14 protein-coding genes are annotated in these 14836 nt (G+C 64.5%); 3 read left to right on the top strand and 11 right to left on the bottom strand.

Annotated elements, in window-relative coordinates; genetic code table 11:
* The first annotated feature begins 54 nt into the window (after positions 1 to 54).
* Positions 55 to 1011 (top strand): helix-turn-helix domain-containing protein, encoded by a 957-nt coding sequence (locus tag J2Y46_RS04915; protein ID WP_310240639.1) that lies wholly within the window; start codon positions 55 to 57, stop codon positions 1009 to 1011.
* Positions 1012 to 1132: 121 nt separating this feature from the next.
* Here the strand turns inward: J2Y46_RS04915 and J2Y46_RS04910 are convergent, their stop codons facing one another.
* From J2Y46_RS04910 to panD, 4 genes are all read right to left on the bottom strand, one after another.
* A complete protein-coding gene (locus J2Y46_RS04910) occupies positions 1133 to 1897 on the bottom strand; it encodes an ABC transporter ATP-binding protein (protein ID WP_310240637.1) in 765 nt (254 codons plus the stop codon).
* Positions 1898 to 1904: 7 nt separating this feature from the next.
* The gene (locus J2Y46_RS04905) at positions 1905 to 2891 is read right to left on the bottom strand and encodes an iron ABC transporter permease (protein ID WP_310240634.1); all 987 of its coding nucleotides are present in this window, start codon (positions 2889 to 2891) and stop codon (positions 1905 to 1907) included.
* Positions 2892 to 2925: 34 nt separating this feature from the next.
* Positions 2926 to 3840, bottom strand: a complete 915-nt coding sequence (locus tag J2Y46_RS04900; RefSeq protein WP_310240633.1) for an ABC transporter substrate-binding protein — start codon at positions 3838 to 3840, stop codon at positions 2926 to 2928.
* Between the two features lie 1823 nt (positions 3841 to 5663).
* Positions 5664 to 6068 carry an aspartate 1-decarboxylase gene (panD, locus tag J2Y46_RS04895; RefSeq protein WP_310240632.1) on the bottom strand — a complete coding sequence of 135 codons (405 nt, stop codon included), beginning with the start codon at positions 6066 to 6068 and terminating at the stop codon, positions 5664 to 5666.
* Between the two features lie 342 nt (positions 6069 to 6410).
* On the opposite strand from panD, the gene J2Y46_RS04890 reads away from it, so the two are divergent.
* Positions 6411 to 7160 carry an SDR family oxidoreductase gene (locus J2Y46_RS04890; protein WP_310240631.1) on the top strand — a complete coding sequence of 250 codons (750 nt, stop codon included), beginning with the start codon at positions 6411 to 6413 and terminating at the stop codon, positions 7158 to 7160.
* A gap of 14 nt (positions 7161 to 7174) precedes the next feature.
* Here the strand turns inward: J2Y46_RS04890 and J2Y46_RS04885 are convergent, their stop codons facing one another.
* On the bottom strand, positions 7175 to 8194 hold the full coding sequence (locus J2Y46_RS04885) for an NAD-dependent epimerase/dehydratase family protein (protein ID WP_310240629.1): 1020 nt from the start codon (positions 8192 to 8194) through the stop codon (positions 7175 to 7177).
* 77 nt (positions 8195 to 8271) lie between these two features.
* On the opposite strand from J2Y46_RS04885, the gene J2Y46_RS04880 reads away from it, so the two are divergent.
* Positions 8272 to 8904, top strand: a complete 633-nt coding sequence (locus J2Y46_RS04880) for a TetR/AcrR family transcriptional regulator (protein WP_310240627.1) — start codon at positions 8272 to 8274, stop codon at positions 8902 to 8904.
* A 216-nt stretch (positions 8905 to 9120) separates the two neighbouring features.
* Here J2Y46_RS04880 and J2Y46_RS04875 read toward each other — a convergent pair whose 3' ends face one another.
* The 6 genes from J2Y46_RS04875 to J2Y46_RS04850 all read right to left on the bottom strand — a co-directional run bounded on the left by J2Y46_RS04875 (position 9121) and on the right by J2Y46_RS04850 (position 14800).
* Positions 9121 to 9396: a hypothetical protein gene (locus J2Y46_RS04875; RefSeq protein ID WP_310240625.1), complete on the bottom strand. Its 276-nt coding sequence runs from the start codon at positions 9394 to 9396 to the stop codon at positions 9121 to 9123.
* A gap of 185 nt (positions 9397 to 9581) precedes the next feature.
* Positions 9582 to 10388 (bottom strand): TIR domain-containing protein, encoded by an 807-nt coding sequence (locus J2Y46_RS04870; RefSeq protein WP_310240623.1) that lies wholly within the window; start codon positions 10386 to 10388, stop codon positions 9582 to 9584.
* 157 nt (positions 10389 to 10545) lie between these two features.
* Entirely contained in the window at positions 10546 to 11055 is a 510-nt protein-coding gene (locus J2Y46_RS04865) for a hypothetical protein (protein WP_310240621.1), read from the bottom strand.
* Positions 11052 to 11381, bottom strand: coding sequence for a hypothetical protein (locus J2Y46_RS04860; RefSeq protein ID WP_310240619.1), 330 nt, complete (start codon positions 11379 to 11381; stop codon positions 11052 to 11054). Before J2Y46_RS04860 ends, J2Y46_RS04865 begins: the two co-directional genes overlap by 4 nt.
* Positions 11378 to 13777 (bottom strand): S8 family serine peptidase, encoded by a 2400-nt coding sequence (locus J2Y46_RS04855; protein WP_310240617.1) that lies wholly within the window; start codon positions 13775 to 13777, stop codon positions 11378 to 11380. The genes J2Y46_RS04860 and J2Y46_RS04855 overlap by 4 nt, the downstream gene beginning before the upstream one ends.
* A gap of 54 nt (positions 13778 to 13831) precedes the next feature.
* Positions 13832 to 14800 (bottom strand): AAA family ATPase, encoded by a 969-nt coding sequence (locus tag J2Y46_RS04850; RefSeq protein WP_310240614.1) that lies wholly within the window; start codon positions 14798 to 14800, stop codon positions 13832 to 13834.
* Positions 14801 to 14836 lie beyond the last annotated feature (36 nt).

Raw genomic sequence — 14836 nt, 5'->3', positions numbered from 1 at the left:
GCAGGCGGTCGGATTGCGTAACGTAGTGAGTATCCGACCGAGAGGCTCCGACCCATGCACTCGATAGTCAGCCTTGCCCTACCCGGCGTCGTCATCTTTGACCTCTCCGTTCCGTTCGAGGTGTTCGGAAACGAGGAGGTCGCCGACCGATATGCCTACTCCGTCTGCACGGTCACCCCCGGACTGGTGCCGACCAGCGCCGGGCACGCCATTCATATCGAAGGTGACCTGCGCGCATTGGAGTCCGCGGATACGGTAATCGTGCCTGGGTTCACCTCGCTCGCAGACCCACCGAAGGAAGCCTTGTTCGCCCTTCGCCGGGCTTCCGCTCGTGGTGCGCGAGTCGTGTCGCTCTGCACGGGTGCGTTTGCGTTGGCCGCCGCCGGCTTGCTCGATGGGCGACGCGCGACAACGCATTGGCGCCGTGCAGAGGAGCTCGCACGGCAGTACCCCCGAATCACCGTCGACGCGTCGGTCCTGTATGTCGAGGAAGCTGACTTCGCGACGAGTGCGGGAATCGCAGCAAGCATCGACCTCTGCATTCAGCTGATCCGCACCGACTACGGCGTCGATGCTGCCGCGGAGGTGGCGCGGCGAATGGTCGTTGCACCGCATCGCAGCGGCGGTCAAGCCCAGTTCATTCAGCGGCCAATTATCAGATCCACCGGTGGTCTAATGCGCACCTGCGACTGGGCTCTCGAGCGCCTGGACGAGCGGATTACGGTGCGCCGCATGGCAGAACATGCAGGGTGGGCGCCGAGCACCTTTGCGCGCCACTTCGTGCAGGAGACCGGGATGACACCTTTGCGTTGGCTCACCACGCAGCGCATCGCGGAATCCCGCCGCCTTCTGGAAACTACGAATATGACGGTCGAATCCATCGCCCGAGCTTGTGGACTGGGCACGATGGCAAACCTCCGCCTGCATTTTGCAAGGGAACTCGGCACGACACCAACCGCCTACCGGCAGAGCTTCCGCGGGCGCCAGACCCGCGTTGAGGAAGCCGCCTAGCCCCACTGCCTATGGCAGGTCAGGGAGCGGCGCTCGGACGTCGCCGCACGTGAAGCCGCCCCTGCTGCCGAGCCGTCCCGATATCGGCGGTGCCCCCACACACATCTGCCACCATGTGTGGTTACAGCGGGCCCGTCACCAGATGTTGCTGTCCCGTGATGGGGTGGGTGATGACCCGAGAACGGACTCCGAAAACGCGACGGGTTAGTTGATCGTCAAGAACTTCCGCCGGGCGTCCGACCGCGATCAACCGGCCCTCCTCCAATACCGCAACAAGGTCCGCGTACGCCACCGCGTGGTCGAGGTCGTGAAGGACGGCGATCCGTGTCATCGTCAATCCGCTGATGAGCTGGAGCAGGTCGAGCTGCGCCCTCACATCGAGATGATTCGTGGGTTCATCTAGAAGCAATGTTGATGCATCCTGCGCCAGCGCGCGAGCAACCATGACCTTCTGCCGCTCGCCTCCCGATAGATCGTTGAACCGTCGCTGTGCAAGGCTGAGCGCGTCCACGCGAGCCAGCGCCGCCTCGACCGCTGCGCGTTCGGATTCCCCGTCTGTGGACCACCATGACCGTCGGGCATGTGTGCCGGTAGCGACGATCTCCGCAACCGTGAGAGCGATCCCCAGTGACTGGAACTGCGGAACAACAGCTCGTCGGGACGCAGCAGCGCGCGGCCGCATCGTACGAACATCGGTTCCCCCGATTTGGATCGTGCCACCGAAGCCGCGGAGTGTGTAGTAGATCGAACGAAGCAGCGTCGTCTTTCCCGATCCATTCGGCCCGACCAAGGCAAGAAAGCACCCGGAAGGCACCTCGAGATTGACGCCGTCCAGGATCAAGTCCGACCCCAAACGGACTTCGACTTCGGTGAGATCGATCTCCATCAGCCCATCAGCCCACCGGTTGGCGTCTCATCAGCAAGAGAAAGAACGGGCCGCCTACAAGTGCCGTGAACACCGTGAGCGGAAACTCCTGAGGTGACCCGATCGTGCGAGCAACGAGGTCTACTGCAACGAGGAAGATGGCTCCCACCAGCACACCCGCAGGGAGGACGCGACGATGGTCGGCGCCGACAAGCAGGCGTGTGATGTGAGGGACGATGAGCCCGACAAAGCCCACCCCACCCGCGAGGCTCACCGTAACGGCCGTGCACAGCGCAGCCACAATCAGCAGTTGCAGCCGGCTTGTTCGAACGTCAACTCCGACCGCCACGCCGGCATCGTCGCCAAGGGCAAGCGCGTTAAGGGTCCGCCCGTGCGCGAGCAGCCAAGCGAGGCATGCCAGGACCACGGCTGTCGGCACAGGTAGAGATTCCCAGCGTGCTCCGGCGACAGAGCCAAGCGTCCAGAACAGGATCCCCGTGATCTGTCCAGGTCGAGCCTGGAGTTGGAGAAAGCTGGTGCCTGCCATGGCCACATACCCGAGCGCCACGCCCGAGAGCACAATCCGTTCGTCCGTGAAGCTGCCCCGGCTCTGCGCGAACGCAAAGACGAGCACCAGCACTACTGCTGCCCCGGCGAAGGCGCCCCCCGCGACCCCGACTCCGAGAACCGCGGCCGACCCGTAGACCATGACCAGCACGGCTCCGAACGATGCCCCAGACGAGACGCCGATCACGTATGGATCTGCGAGGGAGTTTCGCACGAGCCCTTGCAACGCGATTCCTGATGCAGTCAGTCCAGCGCCGACGAGCATAGCGGCGAGGACACGGGGAAGCCGGTAGTCCCAAACGATTGTTACCGCCAGGTCAGGGGGGTGCGTGCCGATTCCGGTTCGTTCGAGTACGGCGCTCAACACGTCGCCTGGAGAGAGCGGGACACTGCCGGCGCAAACCGCGAGCACGACAAGAACGCCGAGGAGGCTGCTCAGACCGAGCATCCAAGAGACAAGTGGTGCTTTGACCCGGCCAACATCAGAACGCGTCAGGATGCGCGGCCCTCGCGATCTTCTGGACTGCCACGGCGTTGTTGGGGCCGAAATACACGCCGTCGTAAACCTTGACGTAACGCCTGTCCTTCGACGCTGTCCATTGCGGATAGTCCGCAAAGATCTTCGCTGCTTCCTCGTCCAGGTCTTCCTCGGGAGTGAACCCCCAGATGACGAGGATCTCCACATCGGCTGCTGCCAGTTGCTCCGGACTCATCGTGTACGTGCTCTGGTCCGACTGCCCGGCGAACGCGTTTGTGACGCCACTGCGCGCGAGGACGTCGTCGAAGATGCCTCCGGTCATCACGGCGGGCAGTCCGTTGGCGTTCATCATCGACATGCCGGGTGATGCAATGATCCCGGTGACGGGGGTTTTACCGTCCAACGTTGCGGCCACGTCGGCGAGACTCGCCTTCATCCCGGCGACCACCTCATCCGCGCGATCCTCGACCTCGAAGATCTTCCCGAGCAGCCGGAGCAGGTCAAAGCTCGCGTCTACCCCGGCCGTCAGAAAGTGGTCTCTCTCAGCTGGAGTCGCCTCGGGATTCCCCGAGGCACAGTTGGCCGGATTGATGATGGTGTTTGCTCCCGCCGCCTGCAGTTCATCTCGCGTAGCGAAACCCAGACTCTTGTCGAAGCCAGTCGCACCGACCGACACGACAAGGTCCGGATGAACGGCGAGAAGCTGCTCAGCAGGGATGTCGAAGTTCTCATTTACGGTCAGTCCAGCCTGCGGGAGCGCGTCAATCCGCTCCTGCATCGTGGGGTCGTCCGACATCCCGTAAGACTGCAGGTTCGCGAGTATGTGATCCTCGAGCCCGAGGGAAAGGAAGGATGTGACCTCGGCGACGGACGCGCCATACATGATCACGACACGGGAGGGCACTGCCTCGAACGTCACGGTTCTCCCGCAATTCTCAACCGTGACCGGCGCCGAGTCCGCCCCGTCAATCACGTGGGATGCGCCGGTGGTCGGTGACGTGCACCCTGTCACCGCCAACATCAGTCCAAGAATGCCGGCGCCTAGTCTGCCTCTGTGCTTCCTCATAAGGTTCTCCCCTATTCCTCCAGCGAGGCGGCCCACACCTCACCGGACGGAGCTCCGAGCGATCCGGTGGAGGCCGAACAGTCGCCACTGTGCAGCAGCGCGCCAAGCCGTCCGAGCCCACCTTGTCCAGCCCGAAGAAATCATCAGTTGTCGGCGAATGTCATCCGCGGGCGTCGCTGTCCGTCCAACATTTTCTTCTACACAATGTAGATATACCAGATCCTCTGATCGCTTCCGCGGGAATCCGAAGAGACGACGCAGTCAGCTGGAACCGTGTCGCGCAACGGCGAGGATCGATGACTGCCTGGCGATCACCGGCGTGCGACTAGTCGCTCGTCAACCCGAGTGTTCTCCGAGATGCATTCGGCATTGCTCGACCCGGGCCGCGCCGAGGAGCTGCTCGACGACGCCGGGCGGACCGAACACCGCTGGCCCCCACCGCCAACATCTTCCTCGACGTGGCCGCGCTGAAGGGCTATTGGGGCCTGAGCGGCACGAACCAGTTCAAGCTCACCACGGAGGTGCTCAAACCCGCTCCTCGACGACGTCGCAGCGACGACCGCCGGCACCCCGGAACGCAACGCGGCCGCCCGTGCGCTGCAGGAGGAGACGATCCAACAGGCCTACACACTGCCCCTGGTTGACAACTACTAGACCTACGTGACCAGCGCCGAGCCGCACGGGCTCGTCACCAACGCCGTCGGCCGCCCCTACTTCTACGCAACCTGGAATGAATAGCCCCCTCTTCCTCAGGTGCGCGCCCCGTCGACCCAACCGTCTGACAGGGTGGGCGTTGGGCGTTGGGCGTGGGTCTTGGTCTTTATGGTGAGAGGCATACGACAGCACGCAAATGCATGGCTGTCGGGTTAGCCCTTACGATCATGTTGACGAGGTGTGCCACCATCACCACGACCGGTGACAACCGAAAGTCGATGACCGCTGAGGCGTGTTCAGCAGCAGACGAGAACACGATCCCCACACCCCCGGACCAAGCGGTCTTCGATGCTGAGGCGGTAGGTGGCGAAATGGGCGCCGGCCATGAATCCGAGATCTGAACAGGTGAAACCGGTCCGCGTTCAGAGGTTGGAAATCGTAGACCGGCGTTCCCTGTTTATGTCAGGGTGAGCATGGCTTCTACGACAACCCTGGTCCTCCCCAGTGACCGCTTAGGGTCGCGAGCTCTGTCCCCAGCGGGGTTCACGAGTCGCCGAATGCCCGGTCCCCCTCGAGCTTCGGGATGCTGGCAAGCACAGGCTCGAGGCTCAGAAAGCGCCCGCGAATACTCGGCCGTTCCCCTGTCATCCCCAGCACGACGAAACTCAGCCGACATCCCCAATGCCTAGCCTCGCGTCATCGCCGTACTTCACTGTAGCTGTCCCCCGTTTGGGGGACAAGCACGCCCGGAGAAGTCGAGCGATAGTCCCGGTCTCCTCACGGGCAGGACAATACGCGCCCGATAGCGTCGCCGCCAGCACTCTCCGCGATGCTGCGAACGGGTGGCGCGGCCACGCCGGGCAACCTCGATGCGACGTCTATCAACTCGTAACGGCTCCGTCACACGCGTGGCAGGAGTTTTCCATCGAAGTCTGTACTCGGTCCGGCCTGGTGATCGATTCCTACACCGAGCAAGGGTGGCCCTTGCTGTTTCGTCTGATTGCGCGTGGCGGCGGTTGCGCTCAGTGAACGGATGAATTGCAGAGCTTGGCTGAAACGCTCGTCGTCGCCCTGTTGGGGGTCGACCCTTCCGGATCAGTCGTGAGCTGTACGACGACTGGCTCGTAAGAGCCGAGCTCGTCGGGACTGTAGGCGGCGTACGAGATCACGATGATGGTGTCGCCGGTATGGACGAGGCGTGCCGCAGCGCCATTGACTTGGACCGTCCCCGAGCCGCGCTCACCCTCAATCGTGTAGGTCTCGAAACGGGCCCCATTGTTCACATTGACCACGTGTACCTGCTCGTTCGGCAGCATGTCTGCCAGCTCGAGCAGGTCGGCATCGATAGTGATCGAGCCGACGTAGTTCAGGTCGCTCCCGGTGACCGTCGCTCGATGCAACTTCGACTTCAGCATGGTTCGAATCACAAGATCCCACGCTATTTGGCTGAGCCCAACAGTCTGAATCGTGAGAACGCTTCATTACGGCGTACCACCACGGTCACCGACGCAGAGCTCGCGACCACCTGCTCTTGGCGCTCCAGCCTGGCACCGCATGTCGTTCGGGCTGCGACGTCCAACATGCAGGTAGACTGAAGGATGTACCGGGAGTAAACCATCGCCAGCAGGGTCTGGACAGGCGAGCCGGTCTACGCCTCGGTAGCTCCAGACTCGCGGAAGGCCCCGCGGCCCGGTCGGCGCAACGACCAGGCTAGTTGGCAAGGCGCGCATCGGGCCGGAGTGCAGACCATTGATGCAACAGGGGGTCACGTGTCGCGAACAGTCGTCATAACGGGCGGAGCGGGAGGCCTTGGCCGTGCGGCAGCGCAGCGACTGCTCAACGGAGATGGTTCGATCAGTGTCGCTGTTGTCGATCGTGCCGGAGTCGAGCTGGACGTCCCATTGCAAGCGGCCCCCCAACGTTGGCAGCAGTTCGCCTGCGACGTCACCAGCCCGGCGGACGTACAACGCTGCTATCAGGAGATCTCGGCAACCATGCCTCCAATCCACGGATTGGTGAACGGGGCCGGGACCGTCGACAACTCTCCGAGTGAGGATGTGGAACTGGAAACCATCCACCGAATCTTCGCCGTACACCTGGATGGCACCGTCCTGTGGAGTCAAGCTGTGGCCCGGAGCATGATGGCAGGTCGGGGAGGCTCGATCGTAAACATAGGATCGATCGTCACGCCGTTCGGGCGTCCCCGCCGACTGGCCTACGCTGCGGCGAAGTCCGCGATCCATTCGGTGACGAGGACTCTAGCGGTCGAGTGGGCCTCTCACGGCATCCGGGTGAATGCGGTCGCACCGGGTTACATCCGCACGCCACTCCTGGCCGAGAGCATTCGACTGGGATTCGCCGACGAGGACGCCGCCGCCGGGCAGCACGCGATGAAGCGCCTCGGAGAGCCGCGCGAAGTGGCTGATGCGATCGCGTATCTCCTGTCCGAACAGTCCTCGTTCGTCACCGGAGCAGTGCTGCGCGTCGATGGCGGGTTCAGCATCCTCAAGGATGAGTAGCACTATGACCATGCCTATACGAGCCCGCGTTCAATGAGACTGCGCGCGGTCTCCTCGATGGTGTCGGGAACCGATCGGAGCGGGCGGCCGATGAGCGCTTCCGCGGCGCGCAGGTCGAAGCGTTGCGCTGCCCCGATCAGCCAGCGATTATCGCGGAGCTGCGGCTCAAATGCGCTCGCCACCCACGTGAGCCAGGTAGGCATCCCGCGCTTCGGGATCTTCGCGCTCCCCTCAGGAAGCCGCTCTCTGAGTACGGCTGCGACATCGACGAGTGACATAGGCTCGGATGCCACGATCGTTCGGGTTGCTCCGGCGTTATCGGCCGCCATTGCAGCGATGTGCGCATCAGCGATATCGCCCACATCCACCAAGGGGAGTCGCAGATCGGGCACCATCGGCAACGCGCCCGCCATGATCTGCTGAATCGCCGAGATCGAGGTACCCAGATCGTCGGCGAGGAGCGGACCAATGACGGCGCCCGGGTTGATAACGGCAAGGCGGTCTGTCGCGTCGCGTCGCTCGGCAATGCTCCAAGCCGCCTGTTCGGCACGCACCTTCGAGACCGTGTACGGATTGAGACGTGGATTGCTCGGATCTGTCCAGTCAGACGCCGTGAAGATGTGGCCTCTCGGAGCTGACGCGAACTGCACCGTCGCGAGCGCCGACGTGACAACGACGCGGTCGACGCCCGCGTTGAGCGCGGCTTCCACGGCACGGGTCGTGCCGCCGACGGCGGGGCGAATCAGGTCGTCCGGAGTTGCCTGCCTGGTCATCACGAACGGCGAGGCGACGTGCAGGACGTACCTGCAGTCTGCGGCGGCGTCAGCCCAGCCCTCGTCCGAGAGCAGGTCCAGCTCCCTGAGCTCCAGCCGTGTGTCGTCTGCGCCCGCCGCGGCCATGGCGGCTCGTACGTTGGCGACGCGGCTCAGCGCGCGTATCGACCCGCGCACCGCGAACCCCCGCCGCAACAACCGTGCCGCGATATGGCCCCCGATGAACCCGGAAATGCCTGTGACTAGAACCCTGTCTGCCATGCCCGCTCGACCCCTTCGACCAAATCTTGACACTGAGCAGTTTACGACCCATCTACTCGATGTCAAGATTAAGTGAAATGGGAACCGACCAACGCGTGAAAGGCGACCGCTACCACCACGGCAATCTCCGGGCGGCGCTGCTGGACAGCGCCCTGGAGGTGTTGGCAGAAAGCGGCGCAGACCGGTTCAGCATGCGAGAAGCCGCCCGGCGAGCTGGGGTGTCGCAGTCAGCTCCCAAGTACCACTTCGGCGATACGAGGGGGTTGTTGGGCGCGCTTGCCACAACGGCCTATCGCGAACTCTGTGGCCGATTGGAAGCAGTGGACTCTGTCGGCGGCGATGTCCGTCAACGCGTCAAGGCACTCGCTGTCGAGTACGTCGCGTTCGCTCGGGACAACCGTGCGCTGTTCGACCTGATGTGGCGCATGACACAGTTCGACTTCAACGATCCCGATCTGGCCGAGCAGAAGCACCGCGCGTTGCGTGCTCTGGATCGGTGCCTTCGCGGCCCAGGCGCGCAGATGCCCGAGGAAGACGAACCGTACGGCTCTCTTGCCACGTACGCGGTCTGGTCGCTTGTACACGGGTACACCATTCTCGCGTTAGAGGGCGCCATCGATGAAGGCGCCTCGGACCCACTGGCCAGCGGCCTGTTGCCCGCGATGCTGCTGCTGCTCGATGTTGGCCCCGAGTCAGCGGTGGGCGAGTGATCGAGACGCTGGCGACCCACTCGATCGCCGAATCCCCCGCTGGCTATGGATACGCCGCGATGCTCCGGTTGGGCCAGCAGGTACATCAGCGGTCGCGCGCCGGTCCGCCTGCTGTCCCGCGCGCGCAATCCAGTGATCGGATCGACGCCTGTCGAGAGTTCCTAACCAGTTCTGCCATGAGAAGTCGTCAACCGCCTCGGGTGAGGCGCCCTTGGTTTAGACGCCTGGTAGACCCAACCGTGCGGCGTGTGTGCTGTTCCACTCGGCCAGTCTCCTCTGCAGATTCTGTCGCAGCGCTCGCGATGCGTTCCGACCTGCGGTGTGTGTGACGTCGTGAATGGTGATGGCCACGGCGTGCCCCTCCTGCGCGAGCAGCTTGTCGCTGAGCGCACGCGCTGTCGTGCTGTGGAGGTAGTGCCGGTGGCCGGCCAGAAGTACGACGATGCACTCATCGTCGTCGAGGTCGGTGAGCTGCACGTCGATTTCTGCCATTCGAAGGCGGTCGCGCGAGTCCGCCGGCTGGGGCTCCGGAAGGACCGACACGTGACCGTCGGGCCAGTTACTCGGGAAGTCCGGCTCGTGTGTCTCATCCACTGTCATGGGTGCAACATATCTGAACGCCACCGCGGCCGACGGCTGGGCCAAGGTCCCAATACGGCGATGGTGATCGTGTTGCCTCACCGGTGATCGACGGTGATCGGCGCGATCCTGACGAGGATCTTCTTGCTGCCGACGGCGTCGAACACGATTGTTGCTACGGACTTCAGCCCGGCGTCTGTCACCGCCTGCACCACACCGCGGCCGAAATCGTCGTGGACGACGACCTCCCCGACGTGAAGCGTCAGATCCCCGTTATCCCGCGCCGGACGTGGGCTGCTCCAGGACTCCACCGTCGCGGTGCGCGCGGGAAGCGTGTCGCGGCGGACTAGGGCGTTCACTCCCAGCAGGATCTCTCCGAGCATCTCGTCGGTTCCCCGCCGCGGACCGCGGACCTCAGCCTGCTCTGCCGTCGCCGACGCAATCGCGGCCTCGAGTGCGGGCCACGCCTCACGGAACAGGATCGTCAACGCGGACTCGCCGGGAACGTGCCCGCCGTCGGCGCGGATTCGGTGGCACAGCTTCCGGATCGACTCTTCGGAGGTGCCCAGCACGTTTTGGAACTGGCTGAGTGGCGGATCGAGTTCGACCCGGTCGAGATCGATCAGGATGGGGATGACGCTCCCCTTGGAGGATTTCCCGGCCAGCGCACCCGCTTCGAACAGCAGCCAAGGTGCGTGCTGGTTCGCGCGGGTCACCAACAGCAGGCCCAGATCGGCGCCGTCCAATTCTGAGCTGATTGCGGCCAGGAACCGCTCGCCGGGAGCGACGTCAGCATCCGAGAGGAACGTTCGCACATGCCCGGCGAATGTCGTCTCCAGGAAAGCCTTCAATGCGTGTCCGAGCTGACGGGTCTGCTCACCCGACCAACTTATGAAAACCTGCACCTTACGCGGCCCTCCTCGAACAGCAAACGTCGGCTGAGTATCCCAGCGGCCGGACGAGTCCGACCCGAACCGCGCTCACCATCTCCGTCCCCCTGACCAGCGACGGGGGCAAATCTGACATCAATATTTCATCCAAATGAGTGAGCGCCGTCACGGGCTACGGTGACGGGGCCCCGCTGTCCCAGCCTGGGAACTCAACCGGTGCCGGCATGTGAAAGATCATTACCGCGATTGCCCAGGACAGCGCGATGAGGGCGACCACCGCAAGGATCATCGACAGCGTCAGACACCACCCGCTGCGGCGTGCCTCCCGCTCCTCCCACGCTCGCAGCGAGCCGGTCCGGCCAACCGCGACCGGCCGCACCCACCCAAACGACGCGTACATCGCCAGCCCTAATGAGACGAACGTCACCACAGCCCCGATCCCCAGCAACCAGCCTGTGTTGTATCGGGCCTGGTCGTCGAGCGCTGCGACCGTCTCCGGGGCCGCCACGACAGTCACCACGAGCGCCAGGACCCCTCCCAAGCCGACCGCGTTGCGCCAATTGGTCGCCGCGGCACGCACGAAAGGTAGCTGGTTGCGGGCGACCTCGTTTAGACGCTTCGACTCTTCGATGTCAGCGGCAGTGGCGGCTCGTCCGCCCGCGGCCTCCCATTGCCGGCTCATTTGTGTCCCGTCGCGACCCAGGAGCGGCCGCAGCCGCGCTCACCGGCCGGGCGGCCCGGATGGTCTAGGGCGCAGGTGCATCGGGCGGTGATGTCCATCGTCTTCTTGCCGATGCTCTGCCCGGTGGTGCCGCTGGGGTTGGCTGGCAGCAGCTTCAGCTTCCTGGTGAACTCGATCGATCCGTAGCAATAGGGACAGTGACCGGTGATCTGGGCTTCCCGTGAGAGCACGCCATGGACGCGGAACTGGTTGGTCTGCAGCACGTCAGAATCGCATGCGTTGTCAGCGTGCTCGCTCCAGTCCAGCGCGATGTGCGTATGGGTCATCGAGCCCCTCCTGCGCGCGCCCCGGCACGGTGCTGCAGACGCGCCAGCGCTTCCGCGTACAGGTCGAGATTCAGCCGGCCGTGGTCGCAGATCTCGACGGCGATGGCGAACTCCTGCTCCGTGTACGACTTCTTCTGCGCCGGCGTCCACCGGCTGTGTTCATGGGTAATGACGAGGAAGTAGTCCTCGTCATCCGCGTCCCAGCCGAGGTTGCGGCTGAAGAACGCCCGGCGCATCAGCGTGTCGCTGTAGAAGGTCGTCTTGGACGGGATCAGCTGGCGTCCACCCAGACGCTTGTTGAGCTCGAGCGCGGTGTCCGCGTCCCGCTCCACCTTCGTCGGCTGCTTCGCGTACGCCGCCCGGATGTCCTCCAGACTCTCCCGCTGGATGAACGCGAACTCCATCCGCCCGGCGATGTAGTCCTTGCGGCTGCGTCGTACCGGCGGGTCGAACGCGAGTGCGACCCGGATCTCTCGGGTGGACGCGCCCCGCGCGAACACTTCGGGGATGGGCAATTCGAGCACGACGTGGCTGTTGGTGGTCATCGAGCCCTCAAAGGTGAAGAACACGCGATTCCCGTCGCTTTCGAGTACGTCGGACGCGTCTGGGACGCCGTAGGCGGAGGAATGGAAAGACGGCGCGCGATCGCCGGGGCGCGGACGGTAGCCCCCGCTCAGCGCGGTCAGCGCCCGCAGAAGGTTCGGGCCAGCATCCGGGTACCGTGTTGCGATCTTCGCGACCTCATGGGCCACCCAGGGTGCTGACAGGCTGGTTCCGGTCGCCGACCCGAACAGGCGACCGTTGATCGGGGGGATGAGCGTCGTCACCGCCAGTTCGGCCGCATCGGTGACGATATTCCCGGTGGCCCTGTCGATTGCCCAGTTCCCGCCATTCGCGGCAACCTCCGGCTTCTGTCTTCCGGCGGCCTTCGAGGAGGGGACCGGTCCGGTCCTGGCGTACGGGGCGTGCGCACCAGCGGGCGCGACGGCGACGGCATGAGGTGAGGTCCTGCGGTCCACGGCGTCGTTCGCGGCGATCGCCGTGGTGGTCAGCGAGAGCGCAGCGGTGCCAGGGGCGGAGACTTTCGCCTCGTCGGCCCGCAGGAAGGACGGGTAGGTTGCCAGTTCCTCGGCGTTGGAGACGTGAAAGTTCCCGGCACTGGTGACGATCACCATCCGATGCTCCCGTGCCTTTTCATCGATGGTCGCGGACAGATCCGAAGTGAGCGCCCCGTTATCCGCGTATGACTCGCCGAGTGCCAGCACCACGACGCGGATACCGTGCGACGCCAGCCAATCTAACGCGGCCGTGAACTGGTCGGATGGGTTGCCGTACACCTGCGCGTCGAAGTCGTCGTTCGCCTGAGCGATGCGCGCGACGTATAACGGGTGTGGCTGACCGTCAAAGCCCGGGTCAAGGAGCGCACTCACATCACCCCAGGCGGCGACACCTGCCACCTGAGTGCCGTGCCGTGTCGGCTCCCCGAGGGTACTCTCGTCGGGGAACGACCGCTGTTCGACGACGACGCCCGCCAGCCAAGGATGTGTCTCGATGACCAGGTCGTCGATCACCCCGATCGCGGCGCCTTCCGGAAGCAGGGTGTCAGCGGGCAGCACGAGCGCTTCCAAGTCCTGCCTGGTCACCAGAACATGCAGCGGGCCGCGTATCCGCTCCACAAGGTGGTGGCTCGCGAGTGCATCGAGAGTTACCGCGTCCACACGCGCATGAATGAGGAGCCGGTCAGGGTCCCGGTCGTCAGCAGCGAGCACCTGGACCCGCGGATCGCCCGGGGCGGCGGCTTCGATGAACTCGACAAGCCGCTGCACGCGCTCCCTGCCTCGGCGGGCGTCGTTCTGACGTTCCAGCGACGTCGGCCACAGTGCCACGTCGACGTCGATGACCGCATCACCATCCGGTGCAATCAGGTCGGGCGCGAGTCGGTCTCGCTGGCCGTACAGATCGATTCCGTCGATCTTCGCGAGCTCCTTCTGCAGGCTGTTCGCGACCTCATCGAGGTCATCGCTTGGATCCGCGTAGCGGCCGACGAGACGTGCGAGCGCGAGTCGTGCGTCGGCGTCGGTGAGCGCGAAGTACCGCTTGTCATCGGTGATCGCCAGCGGCACCAGACCGAGGCTCTTGAAGGCGGTGTTGTCGAACGGTTGCGCTCCGGTGAATCGGATCACCAGCTCGCCGACCTCCCACTCCTCCTCCGGGTCGAGCGCCCCGTCCTCGTCCAGGATCGGAAACGCGCGCGCCGACTCGAGCCCGGCCAGGACCCCACGCAGCGTGGTCGCATGGTGACCACGATCGCGCGGCGCAGCTTTCGGGTCGTACTGCACGTTGACGCGTTTGGTGGGCAACGTGATGAGTCCGGGTAGACGGAGATGGTCGGCCATGAGCCGACGATAGCGTTGCACACGATTGCCTCCGTGCCCGTCGGTCGAGGCGTGCTACGACCAGGGGCGAGACATCACCTCGGCAGCCGCGAACGAAACATCGGATGAATCTATGCTGGTACGGCCATCCAGCAACGCATGCCGTTTGGCCGAGTTGGCGAAGAACTCGGTCGCCGCGTGTGGCAAGCCAGCCAGGTCGTCAGCGTGCTGCACCGCGTCCGCAAGGCCGTTCCCGAGAAGCTGCCGGCGCAGCAGTTCGAGAACCTGATCGCGCGTGGGAAGACCCAGTTCCACCACCGAATCGAATCGGCGCCACAGTGCCGCGTCGAGGACCTGGGAGTGGTTGGTCGCGGCGACGATGAGCGACGGGCCGCTGTACGCGTCGATCTGCTGCAGCACCGCGTTCACGACGCGACGCAGCTCACCGTGGTCGGAGGCGTCTTCGCGCATCTTGCCGAGACTGTCGAACTCGTCCAGGAACAGCACATACGCGCCGGTCGAGGCGAACGCGAAGAGGTTGGCAAGGTTCGCGGCGGTCTCACCGAGGTAGCTCGAGATCAGCCCCTCGACACGCGCCGTGACCAAAGGTCGTCCGAGCTCATGGGCAAGGGCTACGGCCGCGGAGGTCTTCCCACAGCCTGGAGGGCCTGACAAGAGGACCCGGTTCCTTCGCGGCAGGCCGGCTCGGTCCAGGGTTGGCCAGTTCCGCACCTCGTTGACGATCTGTCCAAGCGCAGCTCTTGTGGGCTCAGCGAGGACGAGGTCGCCCAGCAGCCGGTCCGGGTGGGTAACTCGCGCCAACGGCAGCGAGCTGTCCCGGTCGACCGGAGGATCCGGGGTGATGAGAACGTCGTTGGCGCCAACGCCGGCATTCGCGGCGAGCACCGCGCGCAGCTCTTTCGCGAGGACTGTGTGCCGCTTGGCTTCCTCCTCCTGGATGATCGCCTGGGCGGCGCGACGGAACTTCAGATCGTCCCGCTCACCGTACGCCGCGATCATGTCGCGCAGGTGCCTACCAGCCATGGCCCGACCCTAACACACCGGCGATAGTCGATTTGG

Source organism: Microbacterium sp. BE35, assembly GCF_031457705.1.
In the GTDB taxonomy this organism is placed as follows: Bacteria; Actinomycetota; Actinomycetes; order Actinomycetales; family Microbacteriaceae; genus Microbacterium; species Microbacterium trichothecenolyticum.
The sequence above is the reverse complement of the archived record's forward strand: the minus strand, read 5'-3'. Positions and strand labels throughout refer to the sequence as shown.